The sequence below is a fragment of the Mycolicibacterium sp. XJ870 genome (assembly GCF_053483975.1).
The window spans coordinates 92814-115058 of the sequence record NZ_JBEFTI010000002.1 but is presented as its reverse complement, the minus strand read 5'-3'; the positions used below and the strand labels follow the sequence as shown (position 1 = coordinate 115058).

The window sequence follows — 22245 nt, the reverse complement described above, 5'->3', positions numbered from 1 at the left end:
CTATGGTTGCTGTTGCATTAGTTGCGTTATCAACTAGTATGGGCGTCGACTGATGGCGGAGGCGGAATGGCTGAGCGAGTCCGAGCAGCAGATGTGGCGTGGATACCTCGACAGCACTCGGCTGCTGTTACGGGCGTTGGACCATGAGCTGGACGTCAATGCCGAGATCTCGTTCGCCGATTATGAGGTCCTCGGATTGTTGTCGGAGGCGCCGCAGCGGCGATTGCGGATGAGCGAGATCGCCGAGGCGGCGGTGACGACGCGCAGCGGGGTCACTCGGGCGGTGAACAGGCTTGCGGACGTCGGGTGGTTGCGCCGCGTCCCGTGCCCGGATGACAAGCGTGGCCTGTTCGCAGAACTCACCGAAGCCGGGCTTGCGAAATTGCGATCGGCCGCGCCGGGGCATGTGGCGGCGGTGCGGCGCAACGTATTCGACCTGCTCAGCCCCCGCGATGTCAGGTTGTTCACGCACGCCTATGCCGAGATCCGGGCCCATCTGTTGGACGACGCCGACGACCCTGACTAACCCCGAGGAGCAGCCAATGACACTGACATCAGAATCGACAACCGGCGTGAAGGTGGCATCCCTTTCCGACCTGCCCGACAACGCTCCGTTCGCCGTGAACGCTGCGGGTGTGGACCTTGTGCTCATCAGGCGCGGCGAGGACGTCTCTGCGTTGTATGGGCGCTGCGCACATCGCGGTGCGCTGCTGGCCGACGGGCACGTCGACGGCGATGCTGTCGTGTGCGACGTGCACGGCTGGCGTTACAACGTTGACTCCGGCGTCTCGCCGGTCAATCCATCGGTGGCGTTGGCGACGTTTCCGGTCTGGGTCCGGAACGGCGTCGTGTACGTCGATCAATCCGCGATTGCCGAGTTCGCCCGGGCCAACCCGCAACCCCACGGCGACGACGGCTATCAGGGCAGGTGGATCAAGCCTGCCGACACTGAGGAAGAACCGTTCAATACCCAGATCCATGAGCTTGCCGCCAACGGACTGAGCAAGACCGGTAAGCACGGGCCCTCAGCGGCGATGGGTGTTTCGCGCTCCGAGCTGCCCTCATGGGATTCGATCCAGCTGGTCACCGCGCAGCTGGCACGACTACCGCTCCTCGATGAGGAGCCGGTCAGCACCGAGACAGTCATCGGCCCAGACGCGAGACGCCCACTGGTGCTCGGCATTCCGCTCTTCGTCAGCGATATGAGCTTCGGTGCGTTGTCCCAGGAGGCCAAGACGGCCCTTGCGGCCGGTGCGGAACTCGCCGGAACGGGGATCTGCTCCGGCGAAGGCGGCATGCTTCCCGAAGAACAACAGGAGAACTCGAGGTACTTCTACGAACTGGCCTCCGGCCGGTTCGGGTGGAGCCTCGAACACCTGAACAAGGTCCAGGCGTTTCATTTCAAAGGCGGGCAGGGCGCCAAAACGGGTACCGGCGGACATCTTCCCGGGAACAAGGTGGTGGGAAAGATCGCTGAAGTGCGCGGCTTACCTCCGGGCACGGCGGCGATCTCTCCGGCACGGTTCCCCCAATGGTCCTCCCTGGAGGAGTTCAAAGACTTTGCCGCGCAGGTCCGCGACGTCTCGGGCGGGATCCCCGTCGGCTACAAGCTCAGTGCCCAAAACATCGAGCGCGACCTCGATGCCGCACTCGAGATCGGTGTCGACTACGTCATCCTCGACGGCCGCGGTGGCGGAACAGGGTCCGCACCAACGATTTTCCGCGACAACATCTCGGTACCCACCATTCCGGCGCTGGCCCGGGCCCGGCGACACCTGGACCGGAGTCAAAGCCGGGTCACGCTGGCCATCACCGGCGGCATCCGCACCCCCGCCGACATGGTCAAAGCCCTGGGTCTGGGGGCCGACGCGATCGGCATTGCCAACAGCGCGATTCAGGCCATCGGCTGCGTCGGCATGCGCGCCTGCCACACCAACACGTGCCCGGTCGGCATCGCCACCCAAGACCCCCACCTTCGGGCTCGGCTGCCAGTGCGGCAGGCTGCCGAACGGTTGGACCGGTACCTGCGCTCTGCGGTGGATCTGATGGTGGTGCTCGCCCGGGCCTGCGGGCACCGGCGCCTCGCTGATTTCGCCCTCGATGACCTGACGACGTTCGACCGCGACTTCGCCTACCTCAGTGGAGTCCCCTACGCAGGAGTGACGCCACTGTGACCATCGACGAAAACACCGGCAGGCACGGCCAAGAACTTGACTGGCACAAAGCAGCCGACCCTGGCGAACTCGACGATGGCCAGGTATCCGCGTGCCCTGTCGGCCTCAAGACGGTGGCGTTGACCAAGCTGAACGGACGCTACGGCGCCATCGACAATCGCTGCCCCCATCAGGGCGGCCCGCTTGGGCAGGGCACCGTCGAGAATGACAAGATCCGCTGCCCTTGGCATGGTTTCGACTTCGACCCGTTCACCGGCCGCGCTGCGGGCGGACCAGATTTCGATGTCGCAACCTACCCGGTGCAAGTGCGAGACGACGGAATCTACGTCGGCACACCGACGCGTGCCCCCGCGAAACGAACTGTCAGCGATGTCTTGATCGAGACGATGACCAATTGGGGTGTCGACACCGTTTTCGGGATGGTCGGTCACTCCAACCTCGGCATCGCCGAGGCCATGCACCGCGCCGAAAGCTCCGGAAAGCTACGGTATTTCGGCATCCGCCATGAAGGGGCGGCGGCGTTTGCGGCATCCGCCTACGGAAAACTCACCGGACGCCCCGCGGCCTGCTTCGGTATCGCAGGACCGGGTTCGACGAACCTGCTGACCGGGCTCTATGATGCCAAGGCCGACCGGGCACCGGTCCTGGCACTGTCCGGCAATGTCGATTCCGCGGTGGCCGGCAAAGGGGCGTTCCAAGATATCGACCTGTTGGCGGCGTTTGCCGATGTCGCCGTCTACTCGGAGATGGTGCGCGCCGGTTCGGAACACGCCGAGCTGATGACCCTGGCGCTCAAACACGCCATCCTCGAACGCGGCGTCGCCCACCTGGTGGTGCCCGATGAGGTGCAGATCGTCGAGGACCCGGACCAACGGCCCTCTGGGCCTGAGGGCCGGATGCCCGATCTGCGGGTCGCCCCGCCTGTGGCTGCGCTGGAGCAGGCACTCGACCGCATCGCGGCGGCGACTCGCCCGGTGATCATCGTCGGAGCCGGCGCAAAGTTCGACATGCCGGCCGTCGTCGCGTTCGCCGAGCGCCTGCAGGCGCCGGTGCTGACCACCTTCAAAGCCAAAGGCCAGATCTCCGATGAGCATCCGCTGGCCTGCGGCGCACTGGGCCGTTCGGGCACCCCGGTCGCGTCCTGGATGATGAACAAGGCCGACCTGCTGGTGGTGTTCGGCGCGTCATTCTCGAATCACACGGGCATATCGCCGTACAAGCCCATCGTCCAGATCGATACCGACCCGCTGGCGCTGGGCCGATTCAACCCGGTGGCGGTGCCGGTGCTCGGTGATGTGGGGGTGACGGCGTCGGTCCTGATGCAGCGGTTGCGCACGCATCCGGATCTGGTCGACCAACGCGCCGAAGTGGCCGACCGGTGGTCGGTGTGGCGCACCGAGAAAGCCCGCCGGGCCGCGAAACTCCCCAGCGGGCGGATCGCTGCCGCGACGGTTTTCGCCGAACTCAGCCACCTCGCCCCGGCCAACGCCGTGCTCGCCGTCGACGTGGGCAACCATGCCTACTCGTTCGGGCGATACTTCGAGACCAAAGACCAACAGTCCGTGTTGATGTCGGGCTACCTTGGCTCCATCGGCTTCGGCTTCCCCGCTGCGATGGGGGCTTGGGCTGCCGCGCCCGACCGCCCCGTTATCGCGGTCACCGGCGACGGCGGCTTCGGTCAGTATCTCGCCGACTTCACCACGGCAGTCAAGTACGGCATGAACATCACCCACATCCTGCTCAACAATGGCGAACTTGGCAAGATCACCCAGGAGCAACGCAGCTCGGAGTACGAGGTATGGCAGACCTCGCTACACAACCCCGATTTCGCCGCGTATGCGCGGAACTGCGGCGCATACGGCAAACAAGTCAGCAGCCCCGCCGAACTGAATTCCGCTATCGCAGAGGCGCTCGCCCACTCCTCTGGGCCGGCGCTGGTCGAAATCCTGACCGATTCACGGTCGAACTGAGACAGATTGGATTCCGCCAGTGGGATGAGAAGGGCAATCGTCGACAGGATCAGCGGGTGATTTCTACACGCCGGCAACGCAATCGGGGGTTGGGTCTGCAGCACGCCGGTTTCGAGTCAGGGTGATCGCGGGTACAGCGGAGAGCACGAACAGCACTCCGGCCATTAGCACGTAGAGCTGAATGCCGGTCATGCTGCTCAGCGGGGGCCCGTCAGTGCCGGGGATGTGGGTGGCCTTGAGTACTTCGCCGCCGGCGACGTTGACGACCACGGATCCGAGGGCGAGCACGACCGAGACGAGGCCGGCGATCGTGCCCTGCCGCTCGGGCGCTACGAGATCGGTCGCCAGGTTGTAGCCGGACGCGCCGATCGCCCCGGCCGCCACACCCAGCATGATTCCGCAGGCGATCGCCAGCGGCAGCACCGAAACGCCCACGAGCATCGCAAAGGTGCCCGCTGTCCCGATCGCGATGCCGCCGAGGAGGGGACCCCGAGGGCCGATCCGGCCCGCGATCCATCCCGCGCAGACGCCTCCGATGACGATGCCGATATTGGGCGTCGCGAGAAGCAGTGCGATCGCTTCCCCGTCGCCCAGCCCGTAACCGAGCCCCCGGTCTCGGGGCACCTGGGCGATGATGCTGGTCAGTTGCAGCATGCTCCGGAAGGCGCCCGCTGCCAGTGCCAGGGCCAGCAGCGTCAGCAGAATCGGGCCGCGCAGCGCCCGGATGTCGATGATGGGTTCGTCGACCCGGAGCGCGAGAAACGCCCAGCCGGCCAACGCGGCGGCACCGGTGGCCAGGAGCGCGATCATGCCCCCGGACAGCCATCCGAAATCTCGCCCGAGGCTGATGTAGGCGAGTACCGCGGCGAGGCCGCTGCCGAGCAGGAGCGCCCCGCCGACGTCGATCCGTCCGGTGCTGCGGATCGGCGACTCCGGAATGAAGGAACGCACGCAGAGCGCTGCCGCCACGGCGAGCAGCGCCGCGGCAATGAACACGCTCCGGTAGCCGAACACATCGATGATCGGCTTCATCAGGAACGGCTCGATGATTCCGACGATCGACGAGCCCGACGTAACGAGCCCGACCACGGCCATCGCCGCCGCAGGGGTGCAGATCTGGCGCGCGAGCGCCACGGTGATGAAGACCGCGGCGAAGGCGGCACCTTGGAGGAAGCGCCCCGCCAGGAAGGTCCAGAGGTTGGGGGCGGCGAGACACACAAGTGCTCCTGCGCCTGCGAGCATCAGTGTGACGATGAGCATCCGGCGCTTGCCGAAGAGGTCGGAGCTCTTCGCGAGCAACGGTGACCAGATGGCTCCGGCCAGCATTGCGCTTGTATTCAGCCACGCGGCCTGGTCGGTGTCGAAGTGCTCCATCAATTGGGGCAGGACCATCATCGGCGACCCGATGACCACGTCGGCCAGGACGTTGGCGAGGATCAGGACCGTCACCCAGAGGATGAGTCGTCGACTCCACGTGTCGTTCACTCGGAATTCCTTCCGGCGCAGCGGCTTGCAGGCGCATGCTCCAGGTTGTGGGGTGGGCAACGAGACCTACGGCGAACGGTAGGGCGGCTATTAAAGCAACTAATTGTTGCTTTAAGGTAGGCTAGTCACGTTCGGCTGGCACCGCAACGGAAGGTGGACTCCGGGATGACCGACGGGACCGCGAATCAGCCGTCGGCGAGACGTCCCGGTGGCCGCAACGCGCGGGTGCGCGCACAAGTACTCGCGGCGACCGCCGACCTCGTGGCGCGGGACGGCATCGTGGGCTTTCGCTACGACGAGGTCGCCGAGCTGGCAGGCGTGCACAAGACCAGCGTGTACCGCAACTGGCCGGACCGTGAGGAGCTGGTCGCCGAGGCCCTGCTGCAGTACGCCGAGAGTCTCGCGTCCATCGCCGACACCGGTGACCTCCACCGCGACTTGGTGGACTATCTGGTGGGCCTCGCCAGTGGTCTGGACACGCCGTTCGGCCAGGCACTCGAACTGGCCATCCAGCCCACTCACGAGAACGCCGCTGTCCGGCAGACGGTCGCCAGGATCCTCGAGCAACGCGGAGCTGCCACACAGCGGAGGGTCGACCTCGCAGTCGACCGTGGCGAACTGCCGCCGATCGACAGCGCTTTCCTCGGCGAGATGATTTCCGGACCGGTGCGCCTCATCGTCAATCGCGGCATGCGCCAGTTCACCCGCATGGACGCGGAGCGCATCGTCGACGTGGTGCTCGCCGGCATCAGGGCGACGACACCGCACGCCTGAGCCAGTGCTGGTGCCGCGACCAACAAAGGGATTCAGGGCGCCACCGGTACCGTCGATCTAATGCAAGACACCCCGGCCGCCGAGGTCGAAACTGTCGCACGTGCACGACCCCGTCGCCAGTGGCGTCGGCTGCTTGTCGTGTCGGCCATCATGTTGCTCCTGCTGGGGGTGCCCTGGTGGACGCTATTGTCGGCGGGCACGCAATGGCCGACCGCCGTAATCGTCGCGGGCACAGTCGTATTCGCAGCAGCGTTCGTCGGGTTGCCGACGATGATGATGCTGGGGCATGGCCGTCGGCACCGGGACTGGGTCGCTGCCGCCGGCGACGCGCTGCTCGGCGTGACGTGGGTGCTGTTCGTCTGGTCGGTGCTGGGCCAATTGCTTCGGCTGGCGTTGTTCGCACTGGGGGTAGGGGATCCCGAGCGTTCACGCGTAGTTGCGGGTGTGGTGGTGGCCGTCGTCGTCGTCCTGTTGACGTGGGGTTATGCCGAAGCGATGCGGGTGCCGCGCATCAGACGCGTCGACGTGGACATCGCCACACTGGGGGCCGGCCTCGACGGACTGCGGGTCGCGGTCATCACCGACACCCACTACGGGCCGATCGACCGCGCCCGCTGGTCGGCAGCGGTGGTGGACCGCGTGAACGAGCTCGACGCCGACGTCGTGTGCCATGTCGGTGACATCGCCGACGGCACAGTGGACGTGCGTGAGGCGCAGGCCCGACCGCTTGCCGCGGTGCGGGCGCGGCACGCCCGCGTGTACGTCACCGGCAACCACGAATACTTCAGCGAGGCGCAAGGCTGGCTCGACTACATCGACGGCATCGGCTGGGACGCCCTGCACAACCGGCACATCGTCGTCGAACACAACAGGGACAAGCTGATCATCGCGGGCATTGACGACGCGACCGCCCGCGCCTCCGGCGTAGCCGGGCATGGGGCGAATCTCGAAGCGGCGCTTGCCGATAGCGATCGGGCGCTGCCAGTGATGCTTCTCGCACATCAGCCCAAGCAAGTAGTGAAAGCGGTCGCGGCGGGGGTGGATCTGCAGATCTCCGGGCACACTCACGGCGGGCAGATCTGGCCGTTCAATTTCCTGGTCAGACTCGACCAGCCTGTTGTGCAGGGGCTGAGCAGACACGGCGACCGCACACAGCTCTACACGAGTCGCGGCACCGGATTCTGGGGTCCGCCGTTCCGGGTCTTCGCGCCCAGCGAGATCACTCTGTTGACACTGCGCTGCACGGCCTGACCTACTGGAATCCCTTCGGCGCGATCCTGATGTGTCGGTGCCCGGTGTTATCCATATCGGCAGTACGCCGACATGGAGGTAGTTATGACGGGCATGGCGCCGGTAAAGATCGTCAGGGACCAGCTGGAGTTGGGTCCGGTGAGCGTGTCGTTTCAGCGGACGCTGCGAATCCCCGAGACGGGGCTGCATCCGCTGCCGCCCGGTCTGGGCCGGTTTCCACTGCGGAAGGTCGCGGCCTACCCCGACACCGCACCAGCCGAGTGGCTGTCTCGTGGCGGCGTCATGCTGCCGATCTATCAGCGCGAGGCAATGTGGCTGTCATTCCATGCTTCCGAACCCACTGCACTGCAGGTCGGCGTAGGCAAAGTGTGCGCGGTCAGCGGCCTGCCCTGGATCGAGCACCTCACTGGTGACCCGCAGAATTACGTTGCGCTGCCCCATCAGCCGTGGCTCGACGGCATCAACGCCGGCGAGGGATTCATCCGCCAGTTCGTTGCCGTGCCACTGGGTTTGGGCGCCACTGTCGAAGGACAGGTCACCGGGGAGGAGACCCATGGCGGAGTGCAACTCCGTGCCGTCGGTCTCACCGAACAGGCGCTTGCGCAGTGGTGTGCGGCGCAGGAGTTGCGGCGGGCGTGCGACGGGGACCCGGTGATGGGCGCCCCGCCCGCGGCGGCGTCGGCGGGCATGGGACTGGGTGCCGGTGGCCGGATGCGGCAGGAGGTGTACGCCGATCGCCGGCCGCTTGCCGACTACGACCAAAGCAGTGCCTCGAGGGTGTTCGTCCACTTGTGCTCGGCCGCGCAGTGGACTGCCATCACCGGAGAGGTGCCGCCTCCGACGCCGGTCGACCGGGACGCCTACGTGGACGCCGGCCTGCCGTGGTTCGATTTTTATCACGCCGACGCCAGCGACCTCGCCCCCTCCGAGATCTTGTCGCAAGTTGAGAGTGTCGGCAAAAAGCTTGGCGCCGAGGAGGTTCCGTTCGTGCCCGTCGACCGGGACAAGGTGATCGCACTCGGCGGGGTCAGCCCCGATGCGGTCGTCGACGGGAAGTGGTAGCCCGCGCTCCGGTATTAGTGGAAGGCACTGCATGAATTCGAGTGGTCACGACTGGAGTGTTCATGAGCATCGACTTGCGGAGCCTTCCGCCGGCGCAGGAGAGTCTCTTCCTGACCATGGCCGGCCGAGCCCTCGACAGCCGTCTTCCAGAGCCGTTTCTCGGCGACACACTCGCGGACGAGGTCATCACCGACCTCGGCTACGACATCGCGAGGTTTCCGATCCTGAGCACCGATCTGCGGAACCCGCGGAACAAGGTCTTCGAGATTGCGGTGCGAGCCAAGCGGCTCGATGAGATCGTCCGCAATTTCACCGACCGCCACCAGAACGCGGTGGTGTTGGATCTCGGTGCCGGGCTTGACGGCCGGATGCACCGCATCGGTCCACCGCAGGGTGTTTCCTGGTACGACGTAGACCTGCCCGAGGTGGCCGCGCTCCGTCGCGATGCTGTGCCGCCGCGGATCGGCGCGCAGATCATCAGCGCCGATCTGCGAACCGAGACCGCATGGATCGAGCAGCTTCCCAGCCGGCCGTCGGTCATCGTCGCCGACGGGCTGATCCCGTTCCTGTCGGCGACAATGCTGACCTCCCTGCTGCGGAAGTTGGCCAGCCACCTTCCGCACGGTGAATTCGCCTTCAACGGATACACACCGCTCGCCGTCTTCGCCCTCAAAAAGCTGCGGCTGGCTGGTTCGATCGACACGGATGCGCTACTCAACTCGGGGTTCTTCGATCCGCGGGCACCGGAGCGGTGGGGTGTCGGCCTGCGCCTGGTGGAGGAGATCGCGATCGCGCGGGCCCCCGAAGTGGACCGACTGCCGCCCTTCAACCGCGCCATCCACCGCCTGGCTGGACGCGGCCGCGGGCTGGCACGCTTCGTAGCGACGACAGTTCTGCGCTACAGGTTCGGGGACGTGGACTGATGCGGTACGCGTCGCCCCGCCGTCACACGAGACGGAGCAAGCCTGCGGACGGCCTCGAAGCCACGAGAGCGTTGGCTAGCATCGGCTGAAATTCGGTTGTGATCAGTGCGGGGCCTGCTCCGCCGATCACGACCGCGCTGGTGGACCCAGCCGGTGTCGGGAGGACGATGGTTTCCCCCGGCTCCCCGTAGATGCCTGCACAGTCGACGCCTTCGCACATTCCGGTGGACGGATCGATCCGGTCGGCGAACATGTCGTTGACCCAGCCGGTGATGAGCGTCTGTGAGGCCGACTTGTTCTGCGGTGTCGGGAAGCCTTGGTAGAGGTATGACATGAGCTGGATGAGTGGGCTTCCGCCCTGCATGGCATCCAGGTGCTTACCTTCTGTCAGCACAACGCCGTTGAACATGCCTGGCCGGTGTTCGGTCAACGCCGCGTCGACTCTGCGTGATTCTTTGGGCGCACCCAGTTCCAGCACCGGGACGTAGGTGCCGAGCCCGTCCAGCTTGTCCAGCGCGTCAGGCAGCGTGTTCGCCGGCGGCGCCCCGTCGAGGAGCACCACTCCGGCCAGATGATTTTCTTCTCCACTCGAGATGACAGCATCCGCGTAATATCCCGCGGCACCCGCCACCACGCCGGCGCCAAGAGAGTGCCCGACCAAGACGAATGTGTCCGGCAAGGCAACACCGGCGCCGTACTGCTGGGCATAGCCCGCCGCCAGTGCGCTGGCCGTCAATGCGTCGCGATCGCCGAGGAACAACTCGGCTGTAGCGCGGTACACCTGATCATCGCCCAGCCAAAACCCATCCCGGACAAAGCGGTTCGAGGAGTAGGTCGGCACGACGACGATGCTGTTGGTCTGCTCGGCCAGGTTGGCGGCGGTGTAGCTGTACATCGAGCTCACACCGAGGAAGCCGTGCTGCAGCAGGATCATCCGCTCCGGCGGTTCGTCGCCTTCGGGGTAATACCAATCGGCGGGTACGGTGCGTCCCTCCGTGATCTCCAGGTCGGAGCTTCGCACGGTGACGTTGCTCCCGGCAGGTACCACGGGCGGACCCGAAATGGCCGTGACGGCCACCCCGATGAAGTCGAAGACAACTGATTGGACCAGCTCGGGCAGCGACGGCAGCTTCGGTGCGGTCGCCAAAGGCGATGATGTCTGGATCGCTGAGATCAATTGCGACGCAGGAGCTTCCCCAGACGCTGCGGCACGCCCAAAAACGCGGCGCTGCAGAGGTGACTTTGATTGTCTCTCATCAGATTCGGCAGTCACCGGTTCTGGATCGCTGGCAGCGGTCTCCAAGGGCGCCTCAGCCGGGTCGGACTCTGGCTGAACTGAAGCATCATCGGGCCCCTGAGGGGCAACGGCGTCGGAACCTTGACTGTCGTCGACGCCCGCGGCGGGCGGAGTGCTCGGCTCCTCCTGCGATGCGTCGTCGGCAGTAGTCTCCCGCCGCTGCGCGGCGCGGGCATCGCGTACCCGTTTGCGGGCGTTGGTCAGCTTGTCAGCCTTGTCAGCCTTGTCGACCTTGGTCACCTTGCCGGCTTTGTCGTTCGTGTCATTGGCGGTGGAGGAATCACGTGTGCGGCCAGAGTGCCGACGGGGGCCCGGCCGGTCACCCTTGTCCGACGAACTCGCGCTGGTGTCGGACTTTGAGCCCTCCGAGCCTGACCCGGTGTCGGCGCTCGCCACGTCGGCCCCGGCGATCATTGCGGCAGAAACGCCTGCGGCAACCGCGCCCGCTCCCATCCATACCGATAGTCGCGCCACAGTGTCTCCTGCCCGAGATGCCATTTGATTGTTGGACGTCACGGTAAGGCACCCACACGCTTCAGTAGACAGTTTTGGCGAACTGTGCACGCGACAGATTTGATCTTGGGCAGCATCTACGATCCGAGGCGTGGAGACGGAGAAGGCAAGACTGCGCGCGCGGGCGACAGGGTTACTCAGATTCCTCCTCGGCCTAGCAACCATTGCCGTTGCGAGTGTGTTGGTGGCGTGCTCTTCCGGCTCTGCGCCCACCGCTCGGACGATGGACGTGCCGTTGCAGACGGGCAAGCAGACCACGCTCCCGTTCAACACTCTGGGGTTTAGGGAGATGGGTGCCGACGCAAACAACGTGCTCTACCTGGGCGGTGGCTCCGGGATCGCGACACTGGCAGCAGGCGCCGCCCAACCAACCCCGTTGAAACTCAGCGGTTATCGCACCGTGGCCACGTTGGCGGTCGCGCCGGACGGCACGGTGTACTTCGTCACCCTCGACGGTGTCGTCGAGTCCCTGGCACCCGGATCTGCCACCCCGAAACCGCTACCGTTCGGCAAGCTCCAGAAATTCAGCGACATCGCAGTAGCGCAGGACGGCACGGTCTACCTCGGCGACAACCAGCACAACAAGCTGTTGAAGCTCGCTCCCGGTGCGACCGAGCCGACTGAACTCACGGTCAACGATGTCGACGGGGTCGGACACATGGTGACCGACGCCGCCGGCAACCTGTTCGTATCCAGGAGGGGCAAGACCGTGAAGATCGCGAAGGGCGCAACGGCTGCTGAGCCGGTCGTCGGCGTGACTGACGATGTAGGCGGCCTGGCGGTCGACGCCGCGGGCAATCTGTATGCCACCGACGTGAAGGCGAACACCGTTTCCCGGATGCCTGCCGGCGGAGGCGATTGGACCCAGTTGCCGTTCAGCGGACTCCAGAGCCCGACCGACATCACCGTTGACGCAGACGGCAACGTCTACGTCATGAGCCAACTTAACCGGATCGTAAGGCTCGATGCCAAGTAATGTCGCAACACTTGTGCAGCTTTATCGGAGGGCGCTAACGACCCCGGTCGTAAGTACGCCAATGCCGTCGATGTCGATATCGATGGTGTCTCCCGGTTGGATAGCGGCGGTACCTCCGGGAGACCCGGTCAAGACGAGGTCACCGGGTTCGAGGGTCGCAAAGCCGGTGAGGTACTCGATCAGGAACGGGATGTCATAGGTCATGTCGGCTGTCGACCCGTCCTGGCGCACCTGCGCGTTCACACTGCAGCGCAAGCGAACTCCGGTCGTGGGGCTCAGTTCCGTTTCGATCCACGGGCCGACCGGGCAAAATGTGTCAAATCCCTTGCCGCGCGTCAACTGTGGGTCGCTGCGTTGGAGATCACGGGCACTCACGTCATTGGCACACGTGTATCCAAAGATGTAGTCCGTGGCCTCGGCGGCCGTGACGAACCGGGCGGGTTTACCGATGATGATCGCCAACTCAGCTTCATGTTCGACGTGGTTGCTCATGCTCGTCGGGGGTAGGACGATATCGTCGCCAGGGCCGATGATGGTCGAGGGTCCCTTCATGAACACCGAAGGCGATCCGTCGTGCCCGTATCCCATCTCAGTACGGTGATCTGAGTAATTCCGGCCTACGCAGAAGATCTTCGACGGAGTGACCGGCGCCAAGAGTCGCACATCCGCAGCGGCGACCTCGGTTCCCGTGGGGCGACCTTCGTCGTACGGCGGTCCGTCGAGTAGGTGAAAGGTGTTGCTCCGCAGGACTGCCCAATGGGCGAGTCCCTCGTGCTCGACGCGGGCGTACTTCATCGCAACGATTCCGTGGTCACGTGATGCGGTTGTCTTCCAATGGTTTGGATTTAGATGCGGCAATGCCCTGCACCATGATGGGACGGGCAAAGGTGTTCCTGTGGCTTCCGGCCACAATGCAGGTCTGGGCGGCCTGCTGCCACTGGGCGTAGTGAGGCGCGCTGCGGTGGGCGATTCTGAAAGCCTCTTCGTCCGCGTAGATTTCGTAAAGGTAGAAGCGCCCCGGCACGTCGATGTCTTCATGGATGTCGAACGCCAGGCAGCCAGGCTCGTCGCGCAGTGACGCCGCGGAGTTGGTTTGGATGGCGTCGAGGAAGTCATCGACCTTGTCGGCGTGAACGTCCAGGGTGACGAACAACGTGTACATCATCGCCCCGGTGCCACCGGTTCAACACCACAAGCCGCTGCCAGGGCATTGAGCTCGTCGACGGTCTTGGCGGGCAGTGTCACGACGCCGTCGGCCTCGGCAACAGCGCGGTTCTCCAGCTCGCCCGGCACCACGATCTCCCGGCCCGGCGCGGGACGAGAGGACTTGACTGAGGTGATGAACTCGTCCATGCGTTCGTTGAACTGCTCCGGCGCCATGATGGCCGCGATATCGATGGCGATGACGAGGTGGCCGCAGCCACTGCGCTGGTTCGGCACATACGGGCCGACGACGTTGCGGCCGAACGAGCTTCCGGTCAGCACGCCCGAGAGGACATCCATCATGAATGACACCGCGTAGCCCTTGTGTCCGGCCATCGGCAGGAGAAGACCGTCAAGAGCAGCCTGCGGATCGCTGGTCGGCAAGCCGCTGGCGTCGATCGCCCATCCGTCAGGCAGGCGTTGTCCGCGTTGTCGTGCGGCGTACACCTTGCCGCGTGCGACCCCGATGTTGGCGATGTCGAGGACGACGGTGCCATGACGGCCGCCGGGGACTGCGATGGACCACGGGTTGGCGCCGATGAGTTTCTCGACTCCACCCCAGGGCGCCATCGCCGGGCTGCCGTTTGTGGTGAGGATGCCGACGCAATTCCGATCGGCGAGGATCCGGGTCCAGTAGGCCGCGGTGCCGAAGTGGTTGCTATTTCGGACGGCCGCCACGCCGACTCCATAGACGGTGGCTGCGTTGCCCGCCGCGGTGATCGCGTGATGGGTGACGACCTGGCCGATTCCGTCATCTCCGTCGAGCACCGAGACCGCGGCATGCGAACTGATCGTCTCGACGTGGGTCACCGCGCGCATGGCTCCGCTTTCGATGCGCGCGACGTACCACGGCAGCCGGAGCATGCCGTGTGAAGGGTGGCCCCACATGTCTGCGGTCACCAGTGACTCAGCCACGAGGCGTGCGTCGGGCTCTGGAACGCCCTTGTGGACGAGGACGTTCGTACCCATCTCGACGAGATGGTGTGCAACGAAGCAATCTTCGACGTCCTGAGACGAGGAGGTGTTCATCTGTGCAGTCCGTTCAGGCGTCGGACTTCCTGGTCGGGGACCGGTTGGACATTTTGTCCCTGCAGGAGCAGAAAGAGCTTTGCCGTCTCTTCGATCTCTTCGAGAGCGTCTGCGGCAGCGGCCAAGTCGATCCCGGCGACGATGGGCCCATGGTTGGCCAACAGCAGGGCGTGATGCTCGGCGGCCGCCAGTTCCGCGGCTGGGCCCAGCGAGGAATCTCCGGGGGCGTGGTACGGCAGGATGGGCAGCGTGCCGACTCGCATGGCGTAGTAGGCGGTCAGGACTGGCAACGCGTTGTCGCGGTTGATGTCTCGTATACAGGAGACCGCGACCGAGTGGGTGCTGTGGGTATGTACGACGGCTCTGGCATTGGGACGAGCGCGGTAGAGAGCCAAGTGTAGGAACGCCTCCTTGGTCGGCGGTTGCCCGCCGAGGTGTTCGCCATCGGGGGTGACCCGGGACAACGATGTGGCGCGCAGGCGGTCCAGGCTGACCCCCGTCGGGGTCATGAGAATCGTCCCGTCGTCATCGACTGCGCTCAGGTTGCCGGTGCGTCCGAAAGTCAGGCCACGCCGGAAGAAAGACGCACCAAGGTCGACGATGTCGCTGGCGACGGTCATGACAGTGTCGGGCTGGTAGCGGCGCGGACGAGTAGGTCCGGTTGTCCGAAGTTACCGGATTTCAGCAGCAGCGAGATGCGGTGATCGGACGTGCTGCACCACGGCACTCCACGGTCGGCTTCGGCATCGACTACGACGGACTTCACGTCGAGCGCGTCGACAACGGCGCCGGATGTCTCTCCTCCGGCGACCACGACGCGGCGTGCCCCGGCGGCGACGGCGGCCTTGGCCAGCGCGCCCATTGTGGCTTCGAGCTGATCGGCGATGCCGGGGTCGGCGGGACCGCGTTCGGTGGCAGGCGCTGACGAATAGATCATCACCGGTTCGTCGCCGAGGTGTTCGAGCAGCCACGCTCGAGCCGGCTCGAACAGGTCGGCGGGCGTGGCGGCGGCGCGAGGGTCCAACCGCAGTGAGGCGAAGCGCGCTCGGGCCTGGGCGACCTGTTCCAGAGTGGTCTTCGAGCAACTGCCGGCAAAAACGACGCTGGCGCCGGCCGGCGCCAGCAGGGGTTCAGATGCGGCCTCGGTCTGATCGTGATCGGCGATGACACGACCGATTGCGCCGGCCAGCCCTGCGGCGCCGGTGATCACCGGCATGTCCGCGATAGCGCCGACGATGGTGAGCAGGTCCTCGTCGTCGAGCGCGTCGAACACGACATGACGGATGCCGTCGTCGGCGGCTCGGCGCAAGGCGTCGGCGACGACCGCGCCGCCTCGTCGGACCTCCTGCCAGCCAAGCAGTCTCACCGGATGTGGACTCTGGCCGGCCATCAATCGTGGCAGGCTTGAGTCTGTCATCGGGGTCAGGGGATGATGGCGCATCGACGATTCCGAGAGCAGCTGATCAGCGACGAACAGATGGCCTTGATAGACGGTGCGACCGTGCTCGGGAGTAGCGGGGCAGACGATCGTCATGGTCGTACCGGCGGCGTCGAGCAGGGCATCTGCGACGGGTCCGATGTTGCCTGCGGCGGTCGAGTCGAATGTGGAGCAGTACTTGAAGTAGACAGTGGGCGCGCCGGCCACGGAGGTCAACCAGTGGTGTGCGGCAAGGGACATCGTGACGGCAGCCTCGGCGTCGAGCGCCCGGGACTTCAGCGCCACCACCACGGCGTCGCATTCCTGGACGAGCGCCCCCTCGCCCGGCGCACCAAACAGCAGCACGGTGCGGAGCCCCTGCCGCCGCAGTGCGGCGGCGACGTCCGTGCCACCGGTGTAATCGTCGGCGATGCAGCCGATCTTCGGTCCCCGGCTCACGATGCCGCCAACCGGTGTGCGATCGCGCGGGCCGCCGATCGGGGCGGGCTGATCACGGGCACGGTGATCATGTCGGCCAGTGCCGCGGCGGCGGGACTCAACGAGTACTGAGCGATGCAGACCAGATCGAATTCGCGGCCGGTGCCGTCGAGTTCGGTGGCGAAGGCATCGGCTAGTGCAGGTATGTCGGCCCGCTCAGCCGCCTCGGCGGCGCTTCGACAGAACACCGGTACCACCTCCGCGGAAGGCGAGTTGGTGCAGGTCAGCGCCGCGGTGATGCGCGCCGAGGAGTCGGCCGCGGATGCCTGTAGCGAGGCCAACACCGCCACGCACCGAGGTGCCAAGGCTGCGATGTCCGAGACCATGTCGGCGTCAGAGGTGAAAACTGGTGTAACGAACAACTTTTCGGCGATTGCGCGCACCTCGCCGTACATCGAACAGGCGATCACCACAGCGTCGGCCCCACCGGTGACTCCGTGGCGGATCAAGTCCAGCATGCGGTCGCGCAGATTCGGGCTGAGCGCACCGCCTGCGGCGTCGGCGTCTATCCCTAGCCGGTCGTCCATCAAATTCCACAACACGGCGTCGGGAAGTTCTTGCGCAAGCGCCGCGCGAAGCGGCGCGATCGAGGCGGTGGTGTTGTGCACGGCGGCGATCAGTGGACGGTCTCTCACAGAGCCGCTACTCTCCCGGGGTTTCATGCCCGAGCCGCCAGACTGCAGTGGCTCCAAGACTTGTGTCGATGTGCTCGCGCATCAGGCTGGCTGCCGCGTCGGTGTCGCCCGCGGCAATCAAGTCGATCAGCAGCTGGTGTTCGTGTGCCTTTTGGTCACGGGCTGCCTGGGTGCGTTCGGTCTGCAGCGCCATGCGCCGATATCGATCGGCCTTGTCCCACAAGCCTTCCAGGGCATCGATGAGTAGATCGTTGTGGCTGGCCCGATAAACCGCGGCGTGAAAATTGCGGTGTGCGACGAGTTGGCTGACGGCCGGGCGGGTCGGAAGAGGCTCGATGAGGGCGAGGGCCGCCCGCATAGCCTGGATGTCGGCGTTGGTTCTGCGCTGGGCCGCCAGGCCCGCAGCCAACGGATCCAGCGATTTCCGCAATTCCAACAGATCTCTGGCTTCCTCCGCGCGCAGCGACGAAATGCGGGCGTCCCGGTGCGCATCGAGTTCGACCAGGCCCTCGCTCTTGAGCCGCCTCAGCGCCTCGCGCAACGGAGTGGTGCTGATGCCGATCTGGCCGGCGAGCTCGCGCTGCTGGATGACGGCGCCGGGCGGCAATTCGCCTGACAGGATGCGATCGCGCACCTGTCGGTACGCAAAGTCGCTCTTGGTTTCGAACAACTCCGCGGGCTGCGACATCGGCCACCTCTCTTCCAGGGTGGTTATAACGTACAGCAGCAGTCGGGCGGGATGCTAGGGGATCGTCGGGTCGTCCCGGTTCTCACGTTTGCGCAGTTATAGCCGCGATAACGTGCACAAGCTGGTTATTCCGAAATATGACGGGCTTGGCGGGTTGACGTCATAGGTTATAACCACTTACGGTGACCGGGCACACACAAGGTCGCCCATGAGTTCGACGTCTCATCTTCAAGGAGGAAGAGCATGAAATCAGTCCCGTCAGGGGTTCGTGCGGGGGGCCGCGCCATCCGCCTCGCCGCGGTCTTCGGCGTGGCCATCTCGATGGCTCTCACCGCGTGTGGGTCCGGCGAATCCACCGAACCCGGCGCCAACAACACCGTGAAGACCGGTGAAGCTCCCGACTATTACCCGGCTGAGTACAAGGACGTCATCGCCGCCTCGAAGAACGAAGGCGGGACGATGACGATCTACTCGAACACCGACCAGGAGAACTGGGCCCCGATCTTCCGGGACTTCAAGAAGAAGTACCCGTGGGTTACCGAGATCGCGGCCAACAATCTGGACAGCGACGAGGTTTTCCAGCGGGTCCTCAGTGAGCAGGCCACGGCAGGCTCAGCAGCCGACATCGTCGTCTCGAACGCCGCTCAGGCATGGGCCGACTTCGCCGCGCGCCCGGCAACGCTGTTGGAGTACAAGTCGCCAGAGGTCGCCAAGCTGCCCAAACAGGCGACGCTGATGCCCAACGTCTATGCGATGTCCCTTGACCCACTGTCGATCATCTACAACGCCTCTTTGATGACGGACAAACCGACCGGCCTGAAGAGCTTGGCCGACATCATTGCCAAGGATCCGGGCAAGTACGAGGGCAAGATCACCAGCCGTGACGTCAACGGCGCCTTCGGTTTCACCGTGTCACACGCATTCACCGAGGCGCGCCCCGATGCCTGGTCCACCTTGGAGAAGGTGCTGCCCATGGCCAAGGCCGAGACGTCCTCGGGCACGCAGCTCGAGAAAATCACCTCCGGTGAGTACCTGGCGGGAATCTTCATCAGCGCCGCCCCCGCATATCCGAAGGTTGCCGACAGCGGCGGCCTGCTGGGTCAGACCTTCTATGACGACGGAACTGTCGTGCTGCCGCGCGGTATCGCCATCCCGGCCGGGGCCCCGCATCCCGCCACGGCCAAGCTCTTCACCGACTTCGTCATGTCAGAGGAAGGTCAGCGCGCGGTCGCCGAGGGCGGTCTGACTTCCTACCGTGACGGCATCGAGGCAACGGACGGCAGGCATACCTACCAAGAGCTCGTGCAAGCCGTCGGTGAAGCCAACGTGATCGACGTGCCCTACGTGATGGTCCCCGAGAACCAGGTAAATGCATTCACCACTCGCTGGGACGGACTGCTCGGCCGATGAGCTACCGAAACAAAGGAATGTAACTGTCATGACGACGACGACAGCTCCGCCGCCGACCGTCCGGGGTTCCAAGGAGGGGGGCCATCCGGCCCCCCGCTATCGGAAGTTTCTCGGACTGGGACGCGAACTGTGGTTGCAGTACGCAGTCATCATCTTTCTCGCGATCCTGGTGCTGGCTCCCGTCGTTCCGACCTTGTATCAGTCGTTCCTGGATCGGCCGCTCTACGAGGCCGGCGGAGTGCTCAGCCTCGACAACTACGTCCGACTCTTCGCGGAGGCGGGATTTGGCGAGGTTGCCCTCAACACGATCTACTTCGCAGGTCTCACAACACTTCTGACGCTCGTGTTGGCCGTCCCGATGGCGATCGTCGTCGTGAGGACCAAGCTGCCAGGAGGCGGCGTCCTCGCTGCGGCCATGCAGTGGCCGTTCTTCATCTCCTCTCTCATCCTGGGTTTCGGCTGGATCATGATGTACGGCCCGTCAGGGTTCGTGAGCATCAAGATCCAGCAGGTTCTGGGGCATCTGCCGTGGAACCTCTACTCCATCCCGGGCATGGCACTCACCGAAGCCGTGGCGCTCGCGCCCATCGTTTATACGTTCTGTGCCAACGCCTTACGGCAGAGTGACGCGTCGCTGGAATCTGCCGCACAAGTCTGCGGCGCGGGTCCTGTGCGCATCATCTTCCAGGTCATCCTTCCGATGCTGCGCCCGCCGATCGTTTACAGCTCCATCCTGGTGATCTCCATGTCGGTGGAGACCCTCAGCGTGCCGCTGTTGTACGGCCAGCCGGTGAACATCCAAGTGTTCTCGACATTCCTGTTCAAGAACGGGCTGCAATCGATCAACCCGGACTACGGGGTGCTCGGCGCGGCGTCGGCGATCATCCTGGTGGTCACGGTCGGCTTGGTGGCGTTGCAGGCCAAGCTCCTCAAGGACGCTCAACGGTTCGTCTCGGTGCGGGGTAAGGCCACCCGGCCCCGGCTTCTGGACCTGGGCTGGCTGAAGTGGATCAGCTTGTGCGTCATCGTCTTCTACGTCGTCATGGGTGCGCTGATTCCCATTGCCGGACTGATCTTCCGATCGTTCACGCTGGTGTTCAGCCCGCTGCAGTCACCGTTGAAGAGTTTGACGATGAACAACTACGACCGCGTCTTCACCTATGCGGCCTACGTCCAGTCGATCAAGAACAGTCTCATCGTCGCGTCGCTCGGCGCGGTGCTGGTCACGTTCGTCGCTCTTCTGGCCGTCATGGTCGCCAGGCGGTCCACGTTCCGGTTCCGCCGCACTGTGGAGTACCTGGCCTTGGCGCCCCAGGCTATGCCGGGCCTCATCGTCGGCATCGGCTTCTTCTGGGCCTTCGCCTACGCACCATTCGGGTCCGGTCAGCTAGTGCAGGGCACCCTGTGGGCGCTGATCATCGGTTTCGGGTTGCGTGCATTGCCAAGCGGTTTCGGATCCCTGGCGCCGTCGATCATGCAGATCGGACAAGAGCTCGACAACGCAGCCCGTGTCGCCGGCGCTGACTGGGTGAAAACCTTCTTCCGCATTCTCGTGCGCCTGCTCAGTCCAGCGTTCGCTGGGGCGCTCATCCTCACCTTCGTCACCATGCTCAAGGAATATTCGCCCGCGGTGTTCCTCGGCTCTGCAAACACCAACATCATCGGCACGACGATGCTCGAACTCTGGGTTCAGGGCAACACCGGGTCGGTCGCCGCGTTGGCCACCATCCAAATCGCCATCACCGCAGCGTTCGTTGCGCTTGCCGGGCTCCTCCTGAAGGGACGTAAAACCGATGCCTGACGTCACAGTCAGCCACCTGCAGAAGCACTTCGGGGACAACATCGTTCTCGACGACATCGACTTCACCATCCGCGACGGTGAATTCTTCACGCTGCTCGGGCCTAGCGGGTGCGGCAAGTCCACCACGCTCAACTGCATCGCCGGGCTCGAGCAGCCGGACAGCGGCACGATCGCCGTGGGCGACAACACCTTCGTCGACACCGCCCAGAAGGTGTTCGTCCCACCGGAAGGACGGAACCTTGGCATGGTGTTTCAGTCCTACGCGTTGTGGCCGCACAAGACGATCAACGACAACCTCGCAATGCCGTTGCAAATCCGCAAGATCAGCAGGGACGAGCAGCGCCGGCTCATCGACGACGCCCTGGACAAGGTAGGACTTCTGCATCTGCGGGACCGCTACCCGCACCAGCTGTCCGGCGGACAGCAGCAGCGTGTCGCGCTGGCCCGGGCATTGGTCTATTCACCCACGGTCCTGCTGCTCGACGAACCACTGTCGAACCTCGATGCCAAGCTGCGCGAACAGGCGCGGGCCTGGCTCAAGCGACTGCAGGAAGACCTCGGCATCACCACTGTCTACGTCACGCACGATCAAGATGAGGCGCTTGCCTTGTCCGACCGGATCGCGGTCATGTCCGCCGGCCGGATGCTCCAGGTCGCAAGCCCCGCGGAGATCTACGAGACGCCGGCCACTGCCGAGGTCGCCGCCTTCGTGGGCCGGTGCAACTTCCTGCAGGCCGAAATCACCGAGTCGACTGCCTTTGATGCGGTCGTCAGACTGGCAGCCAATGGGCAGCCACTGAAAGTCAAGACAGACCAGTCGATTCCGGTAGGACAACCGGTGACGGTTGCCATCCGGCCGGAGCGGCTGCGGTTGTGCCCACCCGGAACCTCCTCGGGATCAGGCGACAACGCTCTGGACACCGAGGTGCTCACCGTGTCCTATCTCGGCTCCCGCTATGAGTACGACGTGAAGCTCGGTGACCAGGTGGTTCAGGTTGTATGTGACCGCGGCGGGCTCAAGGGTCCCGTTCGTCTCAGCGTCGAACCGGAAGCCTGCCTGCTGTACCGCGAGGCCGACGTTCTGTCAGCCGACGTCCAAGAACTGCTGACCGTCGCACCTTGAAACGAAGAAGGACAAC

20 protein-coding genes are annotated in these 22245 nt (G+C 64.9%); 11 read left to right on the top strand and 9 right to left on the bottom strand.

Features of this window, described 5'->3' with window-relative positions:
* Nucleotides 1-52 precede the first annotated feature (52 nt).
* From ABQF30_RS11900 to ABQF30_RS11890, 3 genes are read left to right on the top strand one after another with little or no spacing between them, the layout of a single operon-like run.
* Nucleotides 53-526, top strand: coding sequence for a MarR family winged helix-turn-helix transcriptional regulator (locus tag ABQF30_RS11900; RefSeq protein ID WP_448463839.1), 474 nt, complete (start codon nt 53-55; stop codon nt 524-526).
* Between the two features lie 16 nt (nt 527-542).
* A complete protein-coding gene (locus ABQF30_RS11895) occupies nt 543-2174 on the top strand; it encodes a glutamate synthase-related protein (protein ID WP_448463837.1) in 1632 nt (543 codons plus the stop codon).
* Nucleotides 2171-4144 (top strand): thiamine pyrophosphate-dependent enzyme, encoded by a 1974-nt coding sequence (locus ABQF30_RS11890; protein ID WP_448463835.1) that lies wholly within the window; start codon nt 2171-2173, stop codon nt 4142-4144. Before ABQF30_RS11895 ends, ABQF30_RS11890 begins: the two co-directional genes overlap by 4 nt.
* A 63-nt stretch (nt 4145-4207) precedes the next feature.
* Here the strand turns inward: ABQF30_RS11890 and ABQF30_RS11885 are convergent, their stop codons facing one another.
* The gene (locus ABQF30_RS11885; RefSeq protein ID WP_448463833.1) at nt 4208-5629 is read right to left on the bottom strand and encodes an MFS transporter; all 1422 of its coding nucleotides are present in this window, start codon (nt 5627-5629) and stop codon (nt 4208-4210) included.
* A 165-nt stretch (nt 5630-5794) separates the two neighbouring features.
* On the opposite strand from ABQF30_RS11885, the gene ABQF30_RS11880 reads away from it, so the two are divergent.
* The 4 genes from ABQF30_RS11880 (at nt 5795) to ABQF30_RS11865 (ending at nt 9639) form a co-directional block, all read left to right on the top strand.
* Nucleotides 5795-6403, top strand: a complete 609-nt coding sequence (locus ABQF30_RS11880) for a TetR/AcrR family transcriptional regulator (RefSeq protein WP_448463831.1) — start codon at nt 5795-5797, stop codon at nt 6401-6403.
* A gap of 60 nt (nt 6404-6463) precedes the next feature.
* Nucleotides 6464-7654: a metallophosphoesterase gene (locus ABQF30_RS11875; RefSeq protein ID WP_448463829.1), complete on the top strand. Its 1191-nt coding sequence runs from the start codon at nt 6464-6466 to the stop codon at nt 7652-7654.
* Nucleotides 7655-7738: 84 nt separating this feature from the next.
* Nucleotides 7739-8716, top strand: coding sequence for a hypothetical protein (locus ABQF30_RS11870; RefSeq protein WP_448463827.1), 978 nt, complete (start codon nt 7739-7741; stop codon nt 8714-8716).
* A 62-nt stretch (nt 8717-8778) separates the two neighbouring features.
* Nucleotides 8779-9639 carry a class I SAM-dependent methyltransferase gene (locus ABQF30_RS11865; protein WP_448463825.1) on the top strand — a complete coding sequence of 287 codons (861 nt, stop codon included), beginning with the start codon at nt 8779-8781 and terminating at the stop codon, nt 9637-9639.
* Nucleotides 9640-9661: 22 nt separating this feature from the next.
* Here ABQF30_RS11865 and ABQF30_RS11860 read toward each other — a convergent pair whose 3' ends face one another.
* Complete coding sequence (locus ABQF30_RS11860; RefSeq protein ID WP_448463823.1) at nt 9662-11410, bottom strand: alpha/beta fold hydrolase; 1749 nt, start codon at nt 11408-11410, stop codon at nt 9662-9664.
* A 262-nt stretch (nt 11411-11672) separates the two neighbouring features.
* Here ABQF30_RS11860 and ABQF30_RS11855 point away from each other — a divergent pair, with 262 nt between their 5' ends.
* Nucleotides 11673-12425 (top strand): NHL repeat-containing protein, encoded by a 753-nt coding sequence (locus ABQF30_RS11855; RefSeq protein ID WP_448463821.1) that lies wholly within the window; start codon nt 11673-11675, stop codon nt 12423-12425.
* A 21-nt stretch (nt 12426-12446) separates the two neighbouring features.
* Here ABQF30_RS11855 and ABQF30_RS11850 read toward each other — a convergent pair whose 3' ends face one another.
* The 7 genes from ABQF30_RS11850 to ABQF30_RS11820 are packed head-to-tail and all read right to left on the bottom strand — an operon-like array spanning nt 12447 to nt 17895.
* Nucleotides 12447-13220 (bottom strand): fumarylacetoacetate hydrolase family protein, encoded by a 774-nt coding sequence (locus ABQF30_RS11850; RefSeq protein WP_448463819.1) that lies wholly within the window; start codon nt 13218-13220, stop codon nt 12447-12449.
* A 16-nt stretch (nt 13221-13236) separates the two neighbouring features.
* Complete coding sequence (locus tag ABQF30_RS11845) at nt 13237-13578, bottom strand: putative quinol monooxygenase (RefSeq protein WP_448463817.1); 342 nt, start codon at nt 13576-13578, stop codon at nt 13237-13239.
* An 8-nt stretch (nt 13579-13586) separates the two neighbouring features.
* The gene (locus ABQF30_RS11840) at nt 13587-14657 is read right to left on the bottom strand and encodes an Ldh family oxidoreductase (RefSeq protein WP_448463815.1); all 1071 of its coding nucleotides are present in this window, start codon (nt 14655-14657) and stop codon (nt 13587-13589) included.
* Nucleotides 14654-15277 (bottom strand): 3-oxo-tetronate 4-phosphate decarboxylase, encoded by a 624-nt coding sequence (otnC, locus tag ABQF30_RS11835; RefSeq protein WP_448463813.1) that lies wholly within the window; start codon nt 15275-15277, stop codon nt 14654-14656. The genes ABQF30_RS11840 and otnC overlap by 4 nt, the downstream gene beginning before the upstream one ends.
* Nucleotides 15274-16533 carry a 3-oxo-tetronate kinase gene (gene otnK, locus ABQF30_RS11830; protein WP_448463811.1) on the bottom strand — a complete coding sequence of 420 codons (1260 nt, stop codon included), beginning with the start codon at nt 16531-16533 and terminating at the stop codon, nt 15274-15276. The genes otnC and otnK overlap by 4 nt, the downstream gene beginning before the upstream one ends.
* Nucleotides 16530-17207 carry a hypothetical protein gene (locus ABQF30_RS11825; RefSeq protein WP_448463809.1) on the bottom strand — a complete coding sequence of 226 codons (678 nt, stop codon included), beginning with the start codon at nt 17205-17207 and terminating at the stop codon, nt 16530-16532. Before ABQF30_RS11825 ends, otnK begins: the two co-directional genes overlap by 4 nt.
* A 7-nt stretch (nt 17208-17214) precedes the next feature.
* Nucleotides 17215-17895 carry a GntR family transcriptional regulator gene (locus tag ABQF30_RS11820; protein WP_448463807.1) on the bottom strand — a complete coding sequence of 227 codons (681 nt, stop codon included), beginning with the start codon at nt 17893-17895 and terminating at the stop codon, nt 17215-17217.
* 243 nt (nt 17896-18138) lie between these two features.
* Here ABQF30_RS11820 and ABQF30_RS11815 point away from each other — a divergent pair, with 243 nt between their 5' ends.
* From ABQF30_RS11815 to ABQF30_RS11805, 3 genes are read left to right on the top strand one after another with little or no spacing between them, the layout of a single operon-like run.
* The gene (locus ABQF30_RS11815) at nt 18139-19305 is read left to right on the top strand and encodes an ABC transporter substrate-binding protein (protein WP_448463805.1); all 1167 of its coding nucleotides are present in this window, start codon (nt 18139-18141) and stop codon (nt 19303-19305) included.
* Nucleotides 19306-19333: 28 nt separating this feature from the next.
* Nucleotides 19334-21106 (top strand): ABC transporter permease, encoded by a 1773-nt coding sequence (locus tag ABQF30_RS11810; RefSeq protein WP_448463803.1) that lies wholly within the window; start codon nt 19334-19336, stop codon nt 21104-21106.
* The gene (locus ABQF30_RS11805; protein ID WP_448463801.1) at nt 21099-22229 is read left to right on the top strand and encodes an ABC transporter ATP-binding protein; all 1131 of its coding nucleotides are present in this window, start codon (nt 21099-21101) and stop codon (nt 22227-22229) included. The genes ABQF30_RS11810 and ABQF30_RS11805 overlap by 8 nt, the downstream gene beginning before the upstream one ends.
* Nucleotides 22230-22245: the final 16 nt, after the last annotated feature.

Coding starts and splice junctions, on each gene's coding strand:
- ABQF30_RS11855 (WP_448463821.1), top strand. CDS start 11,673: ATGGACGTGCCGTTGCAGACGGGCAAGCAGACCACGCTCCCGTTCAAC.
- ABQF30_RS11840 (WP_448463815.1), bottom strand. CDS start 14,657: ATGAACACCTCCTCGTCTCAGGACGTCGAAGATTGCTTCGTTGCACAC.
- ABQF30_RS11895 (WP_448463837.1), top strand. CDS start 543: ATGACACTGACATCAGAATCGACAACCGGCGTGAAGGTGGCATCCCTT.
- ABQF30_RS11875 (WP_448463829.1), top strand. CDS start 6,464: ATGCAAGACACCCCGGCCGCCGAGGTCGAAACTGTCGCACGTGCACGA.
- ABQF30_RS11815 (WP_448463805.1), top strand. CDS start 18,139: ATGAAATCAGTCCCGTCAGGGGTTCGTGCGGGGGGCCGCGCCATCCGC.
- ABQF30_RS11820 (WP_448463807.1), bottom strand. CDS start 17,895: ATGTCGCAGCCCGCGGAGTTGTTCGAAACCAAGAGCGACTTTGCGTAC.
- ABQF30_RS11810 (WP_448463803.1), top strand. CDS start 19,334: ATGACGACGACGACAGCTCCGCCGCCGACCGTCCGGGGTTCCAAGGAG.
- ABQF30_RS11850 (WP_448463819.1), bottom strand. CDS start 13,220: ATGAAGTACGCCCGCGTCGAGCACGAGGGACTCGCCCATTGGGCAGTC.
- ABQF30_RS11880 (WP_448463831.1), top strand. CDS start 5,795: ATGACCGACGGGACCGCGAATCAGCCGTCGGCGAGACGTCCCGGTGGC.
- ABQF30_RS11865 (WP_448463825.1), top strand. CDS start 8,779: ATGAGCATCGACTTGCGGAGCCTTCCGCCGGCGCAGGAGAGTCTCTTC.
- otnC (WP_448463813.1), bottom strand. CDS start 15,277: ATGACCGTCGCCAGCGACATCGTCGACCTTGGTGCGTCTTTCTTCCGG.
- ABQF30_RS11805 (WP_448463801.1), top strand. CDS start 21,099: ATGCCTGACGTCACAGTCAGCCACCTGCAGAAGCACTTCGGGGACAAC.
- ABQF30_RS11870 (WP_448463827.1), top strand. CDS start 7,739: ATGACGGGCATGGCGCCGGTAAAGATCGTCAGGGACCAGCTGGAGTTG.
- ABQF30_RS11900 (WP_448463839.1), top strand. CDS start 53: ATGGCGGAGGCGGAATGGCTGAGCGAGTCCGAGCAGCAGATGTGGCGT.